The organism is Psychroflexus halocasei, assembly GCF_900107595.1.
Lineage (GTDB): Bacteria > Bacteroidota > Bacteroidia > Flavobacteriales > Flavobacteriaceae > Psychroflexus > Psychroflexus halocasei.
In genome coordinates, this window is the sequence record NZ_FNQF01000004.1 from 254,190 (window position 1) to 269,277 (window position 15,088).

The window sequence follows — 15,088 nt, forward strand, 5'->3', positions numbered from 1 at the left end:
TGTGTTGTTATTAAATTGCGCCCAATATCGGGAATTATGAATAAAAATTAGATAGAACACTCTAAATTTTAAGATTCTTAATCTTATTCATATCTATTTTCAATAATATCATTAATTCAAAAAAGCCAATCGTTTATCAGCTGAAGAATGAAATTACTTAGAATATTTTTTATGTTTTTTAGATTCAAAATTGGCTAGTAATTAACAAATCAAATTGTATATTATTGGGCTATAAAAAACTGAACTAAAAAATGAATATGAACTGGATTTTATTGATTGTTGGCGGTTTATTTGAAACCGGTTTTGCTGTTAGTTTAGGGAAGGCTCAAGAACATTCAGGTAAAGAATTTTGGCTATGGATGCTTTCTTTTGTGATTTGTGTCAGCGTGAGCATGTACTTTCTTTATAAAGCAATGGGAGGCGAACAAGCTATTCCCGTTGGGACAGCTTATGCAGTATGGGGTGCCATAGGTGCAACCGGAACTGTTCTTGCCGGAATTCTATTTTTTAAGGAACCTGTCACTTTTTGGCGAATTTTTTTCTTAACCACATTAGTTGCATCCGTTGTAGGCTTACAAATTGTGAGCAGCGAAGCTTAAAATAACACAATATATTAATTTATGAATTTAACCATTGAAAACATTCTCTTAGTCGGGTCTTTACTTTTATTTATCAGTACAATTGCAGGTAAAACATCTTATAAATACGGTGTTCCCGTTTTAATTCTTTTCCTCGCTATAGGTATGTTGGCCGGTGCTGATGGCATAGGCGGAATTTATTTTGATGATCCCAAAATCGCTCAATTTATTGGCATCATCTCACTCAACTTTATTTTGTTTTCGGGAGGTCTAGACACAAGTTGGCCTGCCGTCAAACCCATCTTAAAAGAAGGAATAATTTTATCTACATTAGGTGTTTTACTAACCGCGGTTTCACTGGGAACATTTGTTTGGTTCTTAACAGACTTCACGATTTACGAAAGCATGTTATTAGGTTCTATTGTATCATCAACAGATGCAGCTGCAGTTTTCTCGATTTTACGCTCTAAAAATATCGCTTTAAAAACAAATTTAAGACCGACTTTAGAACTGGAAAGCGGTAGTAACGATCCCATGGCTTATGTTCTTACTTTGGCATTTTTAAGCTTGGTGATAAATCAAGATGCAGGTGTGGCTTCTATTATACCTCTGTTTTTGCAACAAATGATATTTGGCGCAATCGCTGGTTTTGTTTTCGGGAAAATAAGTAAATACATCATCAACAGAATAAAACTTGGCTTTGAAGGTCTTTATCCTGTCTTGGTTATTTCGTTGATGTTTGCAACATTTTCAGCAACAGATTTCATTGGAGGTAACGGCTTTTTGGCCATTTATATTTGTGCTGTTTATTTAGGTAATCAAGATCTGATTCATAAAAAAACCATCCTTAAAATGTATGATGGTTTAGCTTGGTTAATGCAAATTGTTTTATTCTTAACCTTGGGTTTACTTGTCTTCCCAAATGAAATTGTACCTTTTATAGGGACAGGACTCATCATTTCATTATTCTTGATTTTTATCGCAAGACCTGTCAGTGTGATGTTGAGTTTAGCATTTTTTAAAATGAAAATGCGACGCAGAATTTATATCTCATGGGTTGGTTTACGCGGTGCAGTGCCAATTGTATTTGCGACCTATCCGCTTCTCGCCGGAATTGAGAAAGCAGATATGATTTTTAATATTGTGTTCTTTATTTCGTTAACCTCTGTTTTAATTCAAGGAACAACATTATCAGTAGTCGCGAAATGGCTCAATGTTGCTCTTCCTGATGAAGAAAAGAAGATTCTCGAAAAAGATAAACTCATTTTAAACATTCCTAAGTCAGCGATGAAAAAATATAGAATTTTACCTCATTACTCTGCTGTTGGTCAGCAAATTGTTGATTTAGAATTCCCTAAAGACACCATTATCGCAATGATCAAACGCAATGATAAATATCATTTGCCTAATGGTGGAACGACAATAGAAGCCAACGATATTTTGATTGTTTTATCAGAAAACCATGAAAGTATGGAAAACGTTAGCCAATGGATTAAACAACAAGATCAACCTCAAATACCTGCTTAAAATGAAAAAGCGTTTTATATTATTGATTGATTTTTCAGAACATTCTGAAAGCTTGCTAAAGTATGCTTATGATTGGAGTCTTCAAATTGAAACAGAGTTTCTCATCATTCATCAAACAGAAGTGATTACACCAACCTTAGCCGACATCAAAACACGTGAGAAATTTACGCAAGAAATCAACCTGAAGATGCTTGATCAAGTCAAAAGTTTTGTTGAAAATATTCTTCCAAATCAGGCACAACTCAATTATGATGTTTCTGATAAAAATTTAAACTTCACTTTAAAAGCGCACTTAAATACAGGTTTTGAAAATTTAATATTTGTAGGCATTAAAGAAACGAGTTTACGAAAAAAAATATTTCTTGGTAGCACTGCCATTCAACTTATCAACGAGATTGAAAACTCCTTTGTCGCTATGCCTAAAGAAATGACAAAATTTTCTCATGAGAAGATTTTTGTTGCTGTTACAGAAAAACATCCGCTTAATATTTTAGAATTAAATAATTTTTTAAGTTTTATTGATGAAACAGAAACAAGTATTACCTTTTTCCATTTATCTGATTATAATGAGGATACGGACTTTATAGAGAAAAAATTACGTGACTTAACCACTCTTTTTTCTGCTCAGTATAATGTTGATTATAAAATTTATGAAAAAAATGCCTATTTTAATGACATCAAAAAAGTTATTAACAACAAGGTTGACGAATTGCTTATTGTTCAAAAAGGCTCTCGACATTTAACAGATAAACTTTTTAGAAGATTCTTGATAAATGACTTGGTTTTCGAAGGAGAAACACCTTTAATTGTTTTGCCTTAAAATATTGATTATGAAGTTAAAAACCCTCATTCTTTTTGCTTTAATTTTCGCTCTACAGGCATGCGTTACAGATGATCAATGTATAGATTATACGATTGATTTAACAAGTCTTGAAGAAGAGTATAATTGTGAAAACACTAAAAATCAATTAGACATTAACTTGTCTGATGAAAATATAATCATCAACAATCAAGATGATTATAATGAACTCGTTTCTGGAAATTGTCAACCTGAAATTGATTTTAATAAATATGATTTAGTTATTGGTAAGAAAAATCTTAGTAATGGCAATGATTCAATTCATTATGAATTAATCAAAAATTGTACAAACGGCAACTTGCACTTAAAAGTTTTCTTTTATCAAAACGACACTAGTGTTGCTCCAAGTCTGACATATCATGCATTGATCCCTAAAATGAGCGACCAACAAATATTAAATATCGAAATTATTATTGTTGATTAATTGTCCTAAAACAACATCAAATAAAACTTGAAATATTCTAAAAAAAGAATACTCAATTAAGGTTTTATCTCATTAATTTTAACTTAATTTAAATAATATAAATCCAGCATTAACAGAATACTACCTTATTTTTGAACAAACCTGATAAACATATAGTGAAGAAAAGTAAAGGCAAAAAAATATTAAGAATTTTAGGGAGAATATTTCTGGGCTTTATCATATTTCTCATTTTATTAATTTTATTCATCAGAAGTCCTTGGGGACAAAATATTATCGTCAACAAAGCAACTAATTTTATCAGTGATAAAACTAAAACTGCTGTTGAAATTGAGCGTTTGTTTATCACTTCCTCAGGAAATATTCAGCTTGATGGTTTGTATTTAGAAGATACCAAAGGTGACACTTTAATTTACTCCGAAAGTTTAGAAGCTGAAATTCCTTTAATACCAATTATTTCCGGAAACCCTATCAGTATTGACGATGTGAGTTGGAAAGGTTTAAAAGCAAATATTTATCGTAAAGATTCCATCTCAGGGTTTAATTATCAATTTTTAATCGATGCTTTTGCTTCTGACACGACAGCAACGCAAACAGAAGAAGAAACTGCTCCACCTCAAATTGCAGTTGGCGAAATTGAACTTCAAAAATTTAAAATCAATTATGTTGATGATGTGAGTGGCATGAATGCTGAGTTAGATTTAGGTGATTTAAAATTAGAAGGAAAAGAAATCGATTTAGAAAAAATGAAATTTCATTTGGCTAAAATTAAACTCAGCCAAACAACCATAAATTATGAACAACTTAAAGCAATCACAGATTCTGATACAAGTTCGACAGGCGCTTTACCATTCATAAGAGTTGACCAATTCTCATTAAATCAAGTGACTGCCAAGTATAATGCGCCTCCACAAGGCTTAAATGCATTAGTTGATATTGATCTCTTTGAGATAGATAAAGCTTCAGCAAATCTCAATTTACAAGAAGTTGCTGTGAATAAAATTGCTTTGCAAAACTCAAAAATTAACGCAGAAATTGATTCATCGAAAATAGAATCTTCTCCTGAAGAAACACCAGCCAATAAAAAGCAAGAAGATTTTAAATGGCCAGATTGGAAAGTTGATGTCGCTTCAATTGACTTTAAGGATAACAATATTTATTATCATCAAAAAGGTGTTAAGCCACAAAAAGGAAAGTTTAATCCTGATGCAATCAAACTTTCAGACTTTTCACTGATAGCAGAAAACATACAACTATCCAAAAATACTGAAGCTAAATTGAACTTAAATCAACTTAAGTTTAATGAAGCTAGTGGCTTTAAATTAGATGAATTTAATTTTGCACTTGCACTGAACAATGAAAAAATTAATGTTTCAGGGTTGAAAGTTAAAACCCAAAAAAGTTCTTTAGATGGAAACATAGAGTTGACTTACACTGAATTTATTAAGCTCATCAATCAACCAGAGAAAGTTTATTTTGTTGCTGATCTCAATTCATTTCAATTAAATGCAACAGAAGCTTACTTGTTTTCTCCCGAGCTTAAAAAAAATGTACAGTTCCAGAAATTAGCTCAACAAAATATTAGTGGGAACCTTCTCATTAATGGCTCACTTGATAAAGCTAATGTTAAGAATTTAAATCTCAATTGGGGATCTAAAACAAACATCAATCTGAAAGGAATTGTGAGTCAACCGATAAATGTCGATCAACTTTATTTAGATCTTAATCAAATTTCGGCATCTACAAATCGCAGTGATATCATCACATTTTTAAATCCAGATTCTCTTGGAGTTCAAATCCCGCAAGATCTTAGTTTAAATGGTAATTTTACTGGCGGAATAGAAAAATTCAAGACTAATATCAATATTAATTCCACAAGCGGTCAGATTAAACTTCAGGGAGAATTAAATCATAAAAAACAAATTGCATTTGATTCACAGATAGAAATTATTGAACTAAATCTTGGTGAACTTTTACAAAATCCAGATTTAGATAAAGTCACTTTTACTTTAAAAACAGAAGGAAAAGGTGACAACTTAAATTCTCTAAATGCGAAATTAGATTCTGACTTTACAAAACTCACCTACGCTGATTATGATTTTTCTAATCTTGAACTTAAAGGCGATATTAAGAATGGTGTTGGTGATGTGAAATTAGATTTTAAAGATAAAAATCTAAATTTAAAATTTCATTCAGAAATTATTTTAGATTCCCTCAATCCAGAAATTAAAGCTGATTTAAACCTCAAAGGAGCCGACTTGTATGCTCTTGGTTTAACTGAGAAAAAAATTCGTTCTAAAGTAGATGTCAAAGCTAATTTTAAGGGAAGCGCCAACAAATTTAGATTAGATACAGATATCACAAATGGCACAATTGTTTATAATGATCAAGCCTATAATCTAGGTCGTGTTCAGATTGACGCCGATGTAGATGAAAAAAGTACTGTTGCAAAAATCAGTAGTCCTTTTATAAATAGTTCGCTTAATTCAAATGCAAAACCTGATCAAATTTCAAAAGCTTTAAGTCAGCATGTAAATCACTATTTCAGCAAGGATTCGACTTATATTCAAAAGGATAGTTTGAAAAATCCTGTTCAATTAAAGCTAGATTTAAAATTTCATGAAACGCCTATTATTTCTGAAGTTTTTCTTGAAGGTCTTGATCGGATGGACACTTTAAATGCTCAAATCAATTTTGATCAAGCAAAGCACAACCTAACGGCTAAAGTTAGCTTACCTCACTTAAAATACGGAGAAAATCTCGTTGATAGTCTATATCTCGATATTAATTCTGATGGGAAAAAAGCCGACTTCACAGCTAGTTTTACAGAAATTAAAGCTGGTCCAGCTCAAATTCCAAGAACAAAAATCAATGCTAATTTTAAAGAAAAACAATTTTTCTTAAATTTTGAAAGTTTTAAGAAGGGTGAAAAAATATACGCGCTTCACTCTGTTTTGGGTGGCGAAGATCGTAATCGTACGTTTAAAATTCTTCCAGAAGAATTTATTTTAAATAAAGAAAAATGGACAATTGATCCTAACAATACAGTCAGTTTCGGTCAAGAAAAATTGAAATTCAGGAACTTTATAATGTCACATCAAGGTGAAGAAGTCCGAATCACGAATCAAACTAATCAGCAAACAAATAATTGGGGATTAGAATTTAGTAACTTCAATTTATCATCACTTCTCGCCTATCTCAATCCTGATGAACTTCTTATGGATGGAAAAGTTGACGGTGAAATCGTTTTTATAGACCCGTTTAATAAATTTGGATTTACAGCAGATTTAAATATTAATGATTTTACAGCCTTGCAAAGTGAACTCGGCAAACTATCCCTTCATGCAGAATCACAAAATGACAATACTTATATAGTTGATGCTGGTATAAAAGGTAGCGATGTTGATATTGATTTTGATGGCAGTTATAAATCGGCAATTGAAGCACCATCTTTTGATTTAGACTTAAAAATCAATAAGATCGCCATGCAAAAAATTGAAAAATTTGCACCTGATGAAATAAAAAATGCTGAAGGACATTTAGAAGGAGAAATAAAGCTTAAAGGCACAAGTCAAGATCCTCAATTTAATGGACATCTTGCATTTAATCAAGCAAGTTTTAATGTCAGCAGGTTAGATGCAAAGTTTAGGCTTGCTAATGAGCGTATTAATTTAGATAATAAAGGAATTTACTTTAACAAATTTGCGATTAATGATGCTGATGACAACAGCTTCACCGTTGATGGAGATATTCTTCTTGATAAGATAACCAACCCAAAGTTTGATTTAAATCTTCAAGCAGATCATTTCACTGCACTAAATTCTGATGAAGAGGATAATGATCTTTATTACGGAAAAGTTGTGTTTGATATTGGTGCCGATATTACAGGAAATTTACAATTCCCTAAAGCAGAAGTAAGTTTAAAAATAAGGGAAGAAACCGACGTCACTTATGTTATTCCTGAGACTGAATTGAGCATTGAAAAACACGATGGAGTGGTTGTTTTTGTCAATAAAGAAAATCCTGACAATATTTTAACAAGAAAGGAAGATGATGAAACTACTGCAACAATAACAGGGATTGATTTAGCCTTAAAATTAAAAATAGAGCCTAAAGCAACATTTAATGTTATTGTTGATAAACGTACCGATGACAATTTAAAAATTCTTGGTGAAGGCGATTTAATATTTAGAATTGCTAGAAATGGAAGAACCACTTTAACCGGAAAATATGATATAAGCGGTGGACATTACCAAATGAATCTTTACAACTTGGTGAAAAGAGAATTCAAGTTAGATCCTTCAAGTAGCGTCAGTTGGCAAGGCGATCCGATGAGTGCTGATTTAGATGTTCGTGCAATTTATGAAGTCAAAACATCTGCGTCCTCATTGATGGCTTCTCAAACGACTGGTGCAAGCACGGAGGCAAAAAATCGTTACAGACAAAGATTACCTTTCTTGGTTTATTTAGACGTTGATGGCGAATTATCACAACCCAAATTAAATTTTAACTTAGGGATGCCAGATGATGAACAAGGTGCAATTGGAGGATCTGTCTATAGTAGAATTAGGCAACTTAATCAACAAGAAGATCAATTAAACAAGCAAGTTTTTTCTCTTTTAGTTCTTAACAAATTCTATCCTGATTCAGGAAGTGATGGTAGTGAAGGCGGTATTGCAACTGTTGCACGTGATAACTTGAATGATGCGCTCTCTGATCAATTGAATATGTTTTCTGATAAAATAACCAAAAACACAGGTATTGACTTAAATTTTGGTGTCAACTCCTATACAGACTATCAAGGTGAAAATGCTCAAGATAGAACAGATTTAGCCATTAGTGCCAAAAAGAAACTCTTTAATGACAGAGTTATTGTTGAAGCAGGCAGTGAAGTGAATGTACAAGGCGATAATAGACCAGGTGAAGAAAATCCGGTTATTGGAAATTTTAGCATAGAATATTTATTAACTAAAAATGGACGCTGGCGTCTTAAAGGTTTTAGAAAAAGTGAATATGAAAATGTGATTGATGGACAAGTTTTTGTGAGTGGAATCGCTTTAATTTTTACAAGAGAATTTAATAAGTTTAAGGAATTATGGGATGAAAGTTCTTTTCTGAAAAAGGATAAGAGTAAAGACGATTCCGAAAAAGATAAGGAAAATCAGGAAGGTGAAGATTCTAAAGAAAAAAAGACAAATAACAAAGCAACTCAAAATGAAGAATCTTCAGAATAATTTGTGATCAATGAAAATTAAAAATCTTAAATATCTGTTTTTTATCAGCATTATATATCTACTCTCAGCTTGCAGTGCTAAGAAGTTTGTTCCTGATGGAGAAAGTCTTTACAATGGATCATCAATTAAATTTGAAGATACTTTAGAAATAGAAAATAGAGATGGTCTTAAAACGATGCTTGTCAATTTATTGAAGCCAAAAACAAATTCTAAAATATTAGGGATGCGGCCTAATCTTTATTTTTATTATAAAAGTCAAAGAGAGAAGCCAGGTTTTATCAATAAATTTTTAGGTAAAAAAATTGGAGAAGAGCCAGTTTACTTTTCAGATGTTAATGTGAGTTCCACAGAAGAAATCATACTTAATAGACTGAGTAATAATGGTTTTTTTAATAGTCAAGTTACTTCCAGCGTTGAAAGCGATAGCACTTCAAAAACAACTGAAGTGAATTACACAATTAGTTTGACTTCTCCATATCGTATGGAAAAGTATGAAATAGAGCGCGACTCTTTAGACTCATTGGCTCTCTACTCAGAAATTGAAAAATCGATGAATCAGACGTTCTTTAAAAAAGATGCCAGATTTAATTTAGATGCGATGAAAGCTGAACGGACTAGAATTGACAATTTCCTGAAAGAAAGAGGTTACTATAATTTTAATGGAGACTTTTTAATTTTTGAAGCTGATACAAATGCTTATGACGATAAACGTTTTGACTTATATTTAAAGCTAAAAAATAAAGTTCCTGAGAAATCTTTGGTTCCTTATCAAATTAGAGATGTTACTATTTACCCAAATTATTCTGTTGAAAGCAAAGAAGAATATAAAGATACAACTAAGTTTAAGGCTTTTAAATTTGTGCAAAATGATGTTTTCTTTAAACCTAAAAGACTTTCACCTTATATATTAATAAAACCTGAAGAAAATTATAGTCCCAAAAATTCAAAATACACTAGTAGAAGACTTTCAAACATAGGAACTTACAAGTTTGTCAATATCAATTATAAAGAAAATGACACTGTTACTAAAAATGGAAAGCGACATTTGGATGCAGAGCTCTTTTTGTCACCATTAAATAAACGTGCTTTAAGGTTAGAATTACAAGGGGTTACTAAATCAAATAATTTTGCAGGGCCAGGTATTGGTGTAACATACTCTAACAGAAACATATTCAAAGGTGGAGAGTTATTTCGCTTAAGTACAAATTTCGGATATGAAAAACAATTCTCAAGCGGTGGTTCTGAAGGATCGAGTAGTCTTCAGTTAGGTGCGAAAACTTCATTGACTTTTCCAAGATTATTATTTCCAATAAATATTGATCATCGATTTGAGTATTCTATTCCTAAGACAAAAATAGAATTGGGTTATGATTACTTAAATCGAACAAGGCTCTATAGACTTAACTCATTGACAGCAACATTTGGTTACATCTGGACGGCAAACAGGTTTGTCACCCACAGACTAAATCCATTAAATATTAACTATGTTAGTTTAGGAAAAACAAGTGATGAGTTTGATAATATACTGGATCAAAATCCTTTTCTGCGTCAAAGCTTTGAGCAAAAATTCATTGCTGGTCTCACTTACTCTTTTACTTATAATGAATTATCAGATCAGTCTAAGAAAGGTGGTTTTTATACTAATGTCAATTTTGATATTGCAGGAAATATATTGAGTTTATTTGGAAAAGAAAATGATGAAGGCAGCAAAAGTTTTTTAGGCTTAGAATATGCGCAATATGCAAAACTTGATATTGATACGCGATATCACTACAAATTAGACTCTAAAGGACAAGTTTTAGTTGCCAGAGTGTTTGGAGGAATAGGTTTACCTTATGGAAACTCAAACTCTTTGCCTTTTGTAAAACAATATTTTTCAGGAGGTCCTTACAGTGTTCGTGCTTTTAGAATTAGAGGTTTAGGGCCTGGAACTTATGCGCCTGCAGATGGTGATAGCGGTTATTTTGATCAAGCTGGTGATATCCGTCTAGAAGCCAATTTAGAATACAGATTTCCAATAATGCAATACATCAATGGAGCTATTTTTGCCGATGCAGGAAATGTTTGGTTAACAAAAGAAAACGAAGCATTACCAGGCGGAAAGTTTTCCTCAAATTTCATCAATGAGTTAGGTATTGGTGCTGGAATTGGACTTCGCGTTGATATTCAAGGTTTTGTGATCAGGTTTGATCTGGCTTCACCGCTAAAAACACCAAATACTGACTGGGAATTTGAATACGATTCACCTGTCTTTAACTTTGCGATTGGTTATCCGTTTTAATTAAAAAAGGCTATTTCAAATATTGAAATAGCCTTTTTTAAAATTTTCAGTTATTTAATTTACATTTTATCAATATAAGTTGTGATTTGATCACTTTCATAATCGTTAGGTGTAAATGGAAACCTATGAAAATCATAAACCATTTCTTCTTCATTTATACAATTATTCTCAATAACAAACATTGCATAAAGCTCACTGCCTTCTTCTGGGCATGTAATACATACCATCTTATCTTGACAATTTTCATTAGCTTCTTGCAACCATACATCATAATACATATCGTAAAATGTATAGATTTCATTCCAACAAGCATCAGGATCAAATGGGTCTCCTATTTCCTCATTGGGAGCTATAGAGAAAATATTATTTTTATGAGATTCTTTAATTATACGAAGTCCAGATTCATTTTGCTCTATTGCTTTCATAAGCTCTGCTTTTGTACCCACTATAATTCCTTTTTCTTTAAGTCCAGTTGCTGATGTAAGATCGATACTCATGGCGAACATTTCTGCTTCCTGAACTAGCTCTATTGGCTTAGCTTCATCTTTGTCGCAAGAGATTAATGTAAACATTATTACAAATGCTAAAATTCCGATTTTTGTCAATGAATTTTTCATAATTTAAAATTTAAGGTTATTAATATTTGTAAAACAGACTCTTATTGTTTTACACTTTCATATCAAATATTCTTTCAATTTGTTACCCTAATTTTTAATGATTTCTAAAAGAAATTATACATTTTATCGTTATAAAAAAAGCTAAACACCTTAAGATGTTTAGCTTTATATTTTTTAAAAATAATAGTTTTTAATAATCTACATATTCGGTTATTTCAAGTCCGTAACCAATCATACCTACACGCTTTTTTTGTTTAGAATTAGACATCAATTTAATTTTATGAATACCTAAATCATGAAGAATTTGAGCGCCAATACCAAAATCTTTGTTATCCATAACAACACTCGGAGCCTTGATAATATCTTGATTTTGGCTTTCTTTTAAAACCTCTAGCCTACTTAATAAATTTAATCCTTTTGGATTTTGATTGATAAAAACAATTGCACCTGAATCATTAGAGTTTAATTTTTTAAACATATCATCCAGTTTTTTATCAGCATCATTAGTTAAAGTCCCTAATATATCATTGTTGACTAAAGTAGAATTGACACGGACTAAAACCTTTTCATCAGCTTCCCAAGTGCCTTTTGTTAAGGCAATATGTACACTGTCGTTAGTTGTTTGTTGATAAGCACGTAATCTAAATTGACCAAATTTAGTTTGTATGTCAAAATCTTCTTTTTTCTCAATTAAAGAATCATGCAACATGCGGTAAGCCACTAAATCTTCAATACTTACTAATTTAATATCATGTTTTTTAGCGACTTCAACAAGTTCAGGTAAACGAGACATTGTCCCATCTTCATTCATGATTTCACAAATAACACCTGCAGGCTGCAAACCTGCTAAACGTGCAAAATCAATTGCAGCTTCTGTATGGCCTGTTCGTCTTAAAACGCCACCATCTTTTGCGATTAATGGGAAAATATGTCCAGGTCGATTGAGATCGTGTGGTTTAGTCTCTTGATCACATAAAGCTTGAATAGTTCTTGAGCGATCGCCAGCCGAAATACCTGTGGTAACGCCATGATCTCTTAAATCAACAGAAACAGTAAAAGCTGTTTCCATAGGATCGGTATTATTACCGACCATTGTGTGCAAATGAAGGTCTTTACAACGGCTTTCAGATAATGGTGTACAAATCAATCCTCGACCATATTTAGCCATAAAGTTGATCATCTCAGGAGTCACTAATTCAGCTGCTGCTAAAAAGTCGCCTTCATTTTCACGATCTTCATCATCAACCACAATGATAATTTTCCCTTTTCTAACGTCTTCAATCGCATCTTGAATGCTATCTAATTCTATGTTGTGAGTTGATTTTTTTTTCATAGCAATATTTTGTGACCAAAGTTATGAATTGTCATCCTTTGGTTTTTTCAATTTGAGTTTAATTAATAATTTCTGAAATGGCACTGTAATCACATCAAGGTTTACAAATCCTTGATCGGTTGTAGCTCGATAAGTTAAGTAAACACCTAAAGGTAACATGATTATTGTTGAAATCCATGAGCCTAAAAAAGGAGAAATTTTTCCTGATTCTGCACTATTACCAGCAAATAAACCTATAAAATGATAAATTAAAAATAGAATAATCGCTGCAATCATCGGTAAGCCTAAGCCTCCTTTTCTAATAATAGCTCCGAGTGGTGCTCCAACAAAGAAAAGCACGACACAGGCAAAACCTAATGCGTATTTATCATGTAATTTCATCTCAATTTTGTTGAGATATGCTCGTCTTTTTCTATGCAAATTCTTTTTAGCACTAATCTGTGGCGTAATACTATTAACAGTATTTATCGCAATACTTAAAAGGTGTTTTTGGCTTTTAGGTTTATATAAGCCAATAATAGAATCTAAATTTGATTTAGACTTTTCATCCAATATTTTAGTGTACTCATCTCTTGTATTTTTTTGAGATTTTGCAGGGTCTAAATTGAATTTATCTGAAGGTAATTGATTGTTTTTTTCTAAACTATCATTCAACTCCTTTTCGTTACCAACCAATCTTGTATAACCAGATCTCAAACTGATACTTTTTTGATAACGATTTATATTTTTTGCATAATCTTTTGAAAACGAATCTAGTTGGGTTTTCAATTCAGCAATATTAAGCATTTTAAAAGGATGATCTTCATCATTATCAATATCAACTTTATTGATTTCTGATAAATCAATATTAATCACGTATTTCTGAAATTCGCTTTTCACATAAGGAAGTCTTCTTCTCTCTTTAAAACTTTTCGGATGAATTTCATCGTAATAATTACCATCATACAACTCTAATGAAAGAATATTTGAATCTTTCTCAGAGGCCAATTTTCCATAATCAGATTTGATAACAGTGTAATTCCCTGAACGCTTAGGATCTTTTTTATGAATGGTCACATTGTCTAAATCTTGACCGTTTTTACCAGATTTTTTATCAACTTTAATATTGATATTTCCAACATCGTTAAAAGCACCTTCTACTATCGCCATTGCTGGTTGAACTTTGGCGATGTTTCGCTTCATGCTTCCTGCTTTATATTCTGCTGCAGGAATGACATTATTACTGAAAAAGAAAGTCAAAATACCCAACAATACAATAAAAACAATGAGGCTTCGCATTGCACGTTGTAAAGAAATACCAGAAGATTTCATCGCTGCAAACTCATAATACTCAGAGAATCCCCCAAAAGTCATGATCGAACTGACTAAAATAGTCAGTGGTAATACCAAGGGAACCAAGTTGGGAGAGTAGTAGAGCAAAAACTTAAGCACAACAACAATTCCTAAATCTTTACCTGCGAGTTCTGAAATAAACATCCAGATCGCTTGCAAAATAAAGATGAGCATCAGAATTGTAAAAACCGCTAAAAAGGTTTTTAAAAAAGTTTTGAGTATATAACGATCTAAAATTTTCAAGGTCGAAAATTAGTCTAATTCATTAATATAATAATCAGGATATCTTGAAGCATCAAAACTAAACATGTTGTCAGACAACGGTTGATTAGGCTTAAATTCAGCGATTCTGATTTCAATTCGCGTATTGTTATCTTGCTCTTGAATGAGATTAAATAAATGCTTAGTCATCTGGTCAATTCCTATTAAAGCTTCTTGCATCTGTGCATTTTCATCGTTTGCGATCAACTTAATATATTGGATTTTTCGGCCATCAAGATTTTCAACTTTATCCATTTTATACATATAACCTTCTTCAAAAAAGCTTAGCATTTTCGAAGGTGTAAGTTGATTATCATCTTCAGGAACATATTTTGAAATTGTAATTTCTTCATCTTCGGGAATAATAGTATAAATTTTCTGACCATCAAATAATTGGGTCGTTCCCATCAGGTTTAATAAATATTTTTCGCCTTTTAATTTTAAACCGCCTCGTGTTTCTTGCTTGATATCTTCAGCTTCATTTTCTAAGATATAGAGAAATTTAATTTGAATATTATCATAAGATTTCACTTTCTTTAAAACATCTTGAATCATTTTTTCTGCTTGAGGCTCAGTCTGTGCTGATACAGTTAAAAATGTCATTAAAAAAAAGATAAGGCTAAATAATCTAGTATTTTTCATGTT

10 protein-coding genes are annotated in these 15,088 nt (G+C 31.8%); 6 read left to right on the plus strand and 4 right to left on the minus strand.

Annotation, left to right across the window (positions count from 1 at the left end; genetic code table 11):
• Positions 1-257 precede the first annotated feature (257 nt).
• The 6 genes from BLV84_RS06730 to tamL all read left to right on the plus strand — a co-directional run bounded on the left by BLV84_RS06730 (position 258) and on the right by tamL (position 10,900).
• Positions 258-599: a DMT family transporter gene (locus BLV84_RS06730; RefSeq protein WP_093242329.1), complete on the plus strand. Its 342-nt coding sequence runs from the start codon at positions 258-260 to the stop codon at positions 597-599.
• Positions 600-620: 21 nt separating this feature from the next.
• Positions 621-2,105 (plus strand): potassium/proton antiporter, encoded by a 1,485-nt coding sequence (locus tag BLV84_RS06735; protein WP_093242082.1) that lies wholly within the window; start codon positions 621-623, stop codon positions 2,103-2,105.
• Between the two features lies 1 nt (position 2,106).
• The gene (locus BLV84_RS06740; protein WP_143521335.1) at positions 2,107-2,925 is read left to right on the plus strand and encodes a universal stress protein; all 819 of its coding nucleotides are present in this window, start codon (positions 2,107-2,109) and stop codon (positions 2,923-2,925) included.
• A 10-nt stretch (positions 2,926-2,935) separates the two neighbouring features.
• On the plus strand, positions 2,936-3,388 hold the full coding sequence (locus BLV84_RS06745; protein ID WP_093242091.1) for a hypothetical protein: 453 nt from the start codon (positions 2,936-2,938) through the stop codon (positions 3,386-3,388).
• 155 nt (positions 3,389-3,543) lie between these two features.
• Positions 3,544-8,619 carry a translocation/assembly module TamB domain-containing protein gene (locus BLV84_RS06750; protein ID WP_093242096.1) on the plus strand — a complete coding sequence of 1,692 codons (5,076 nt, stop codon included), beginning with the start codon at positions 3,544-3,546 and terminating at the stop codon, positions 8,617-8,619.
• Between the two features lie 10 nt (positions 8,620-8,629).
• Positions 8,630-10,900, plus strand: coding sequence for a translocation and assembly module lipoprotein TamL (gene tamL / locus BLV84_RS06755; RefSeq protein WP_093242100.1), 2,271 nt, complete (start codon positions 8,630-8,632; stop codon positions 10,898-10,900).
• 59 nt (positions 10,901-10,959) lie between these two features.
• On the opposite strand, the gene BLV84_RS06760 is transcribed toward tamL, so the two are convergent.
• The 4 genes from BLV84_RS06760 to BLV84_RS06775 form a co-directional block, all read right to left on the minus strand.
• Positions 10,960-11,517: a hypothetical protein gene (locus BLV84_RS06760; protein ID WP_093242104.1), complete on the minus strand. Its 558-nt coding sequence runs from the start codon at positions 11,515-11,517 to the stop codon at positions 10,960-10,962.
• 190 nt (positions 11,518-11,707) lie between these two features.
• Positions 11,708-12,850: a 3,4-dihydroxy-2-butanone-4-phosphate synthase gene (ribB, locus tag BLV84_RS06765; protein ID WP_093242109.1), complete on the minus strand. Its 1,143-nt coding sequence runs from the start codon at positions 12,848-12,850 to the stop codon at positions 11,708-11,710.
• A 21-nt stretch (positions 12,851-12,871) separates the two neighbouring features.
• Positions 12,872-14,425 carry an LptF/LptG family permease gene (locus tag BLV84_RS06770; protein ID WP_093242113.1) on the minus strand — a complete coding sequence of 518 codons (1,554 nt, stop codon included), beginning with the start codon at positions 14,423-14,425 and terminating at the stop codon, positions 12,872-12,874.
• A 9-nt stretch (positions 14,426-14,434) separates the two neighbouring features.
• The gene (locus BLV84_RS06775) at positions 14,435-15,085 is read right to left on the minus strand and encodes an outer membrane lipoprotein periplasmic chaperone LolA1 (RefSeq protein ID WP_093242118.1); all 651 of its coding nucleotides are present in this window, start codon (positions 15,083-15,085) and stop codon (positions 14,435-14,437) included.
• Between the last annotated feature and the right edge of the window lie 3 nt (positions 15,086-15,088).

What these genes read in the sequence shown, in the direction of transcription:
- BLV84_RS06760 (WP_093242104.1), bottom strand. Translation starts at nt 11,517, where the DNA reads ATGAAAAATTCATTGACAAAAATCGGAATTTTAGCATTTGTAATAATG.
- tamL (WP_093242100.1), top strand. Translation starts at nt 8,630, where the DNA reads ATGAAAATTAAAAATCTTAAATATCTGTTTTTTATCAGCATTATATAT.
- BLV84_RS06775 (WP_093242118.1), bottom strand. Translation starts at nt 15,085, where the DNA reads ATGAAAAATACTAGATTATTTAGCCTTATCTTTTTTTTAATGACATTT.
- BLV84_RS06740 (WP_143521335.1), top strand. Translation starts at nt 2,107, where the DNA reads ATGAAAAAGCGTTTTATATTATTGATTGATTTTTCAGAACATTCTGAA.
- BLV84_RS06735 (WP_093242082.1), top strand. Translation starts at nt 621, where the DNA reads ATGAATTTAACCATTGAAAACATTCTCTTAGTCGGGTCTTTACTTTTA.
- BLV84_RS06745 (WP_093242091.1), top strand. Translation starts at nt 2,936, where the DNA reads ATGAAGTTAAAAACCCTCATTCTTTTTGCTTTAATTTTCGCTCTACAG.
- ribB (WP_093242109.1), bottom strand. Translation starts at nt 12,850, where the DNA reads ATGAAAAAAAAATCAACTCACAACATAGAATTAGATAGCATTCAAGAT.
- BLV84_RS06730 (WP_093242329.1), top strand. Translation starts at nt 258, where the DNA reads ATGAACTGGATTTTATTGATTGTTGGCGGTTTATTTGAAACCGGTTTT.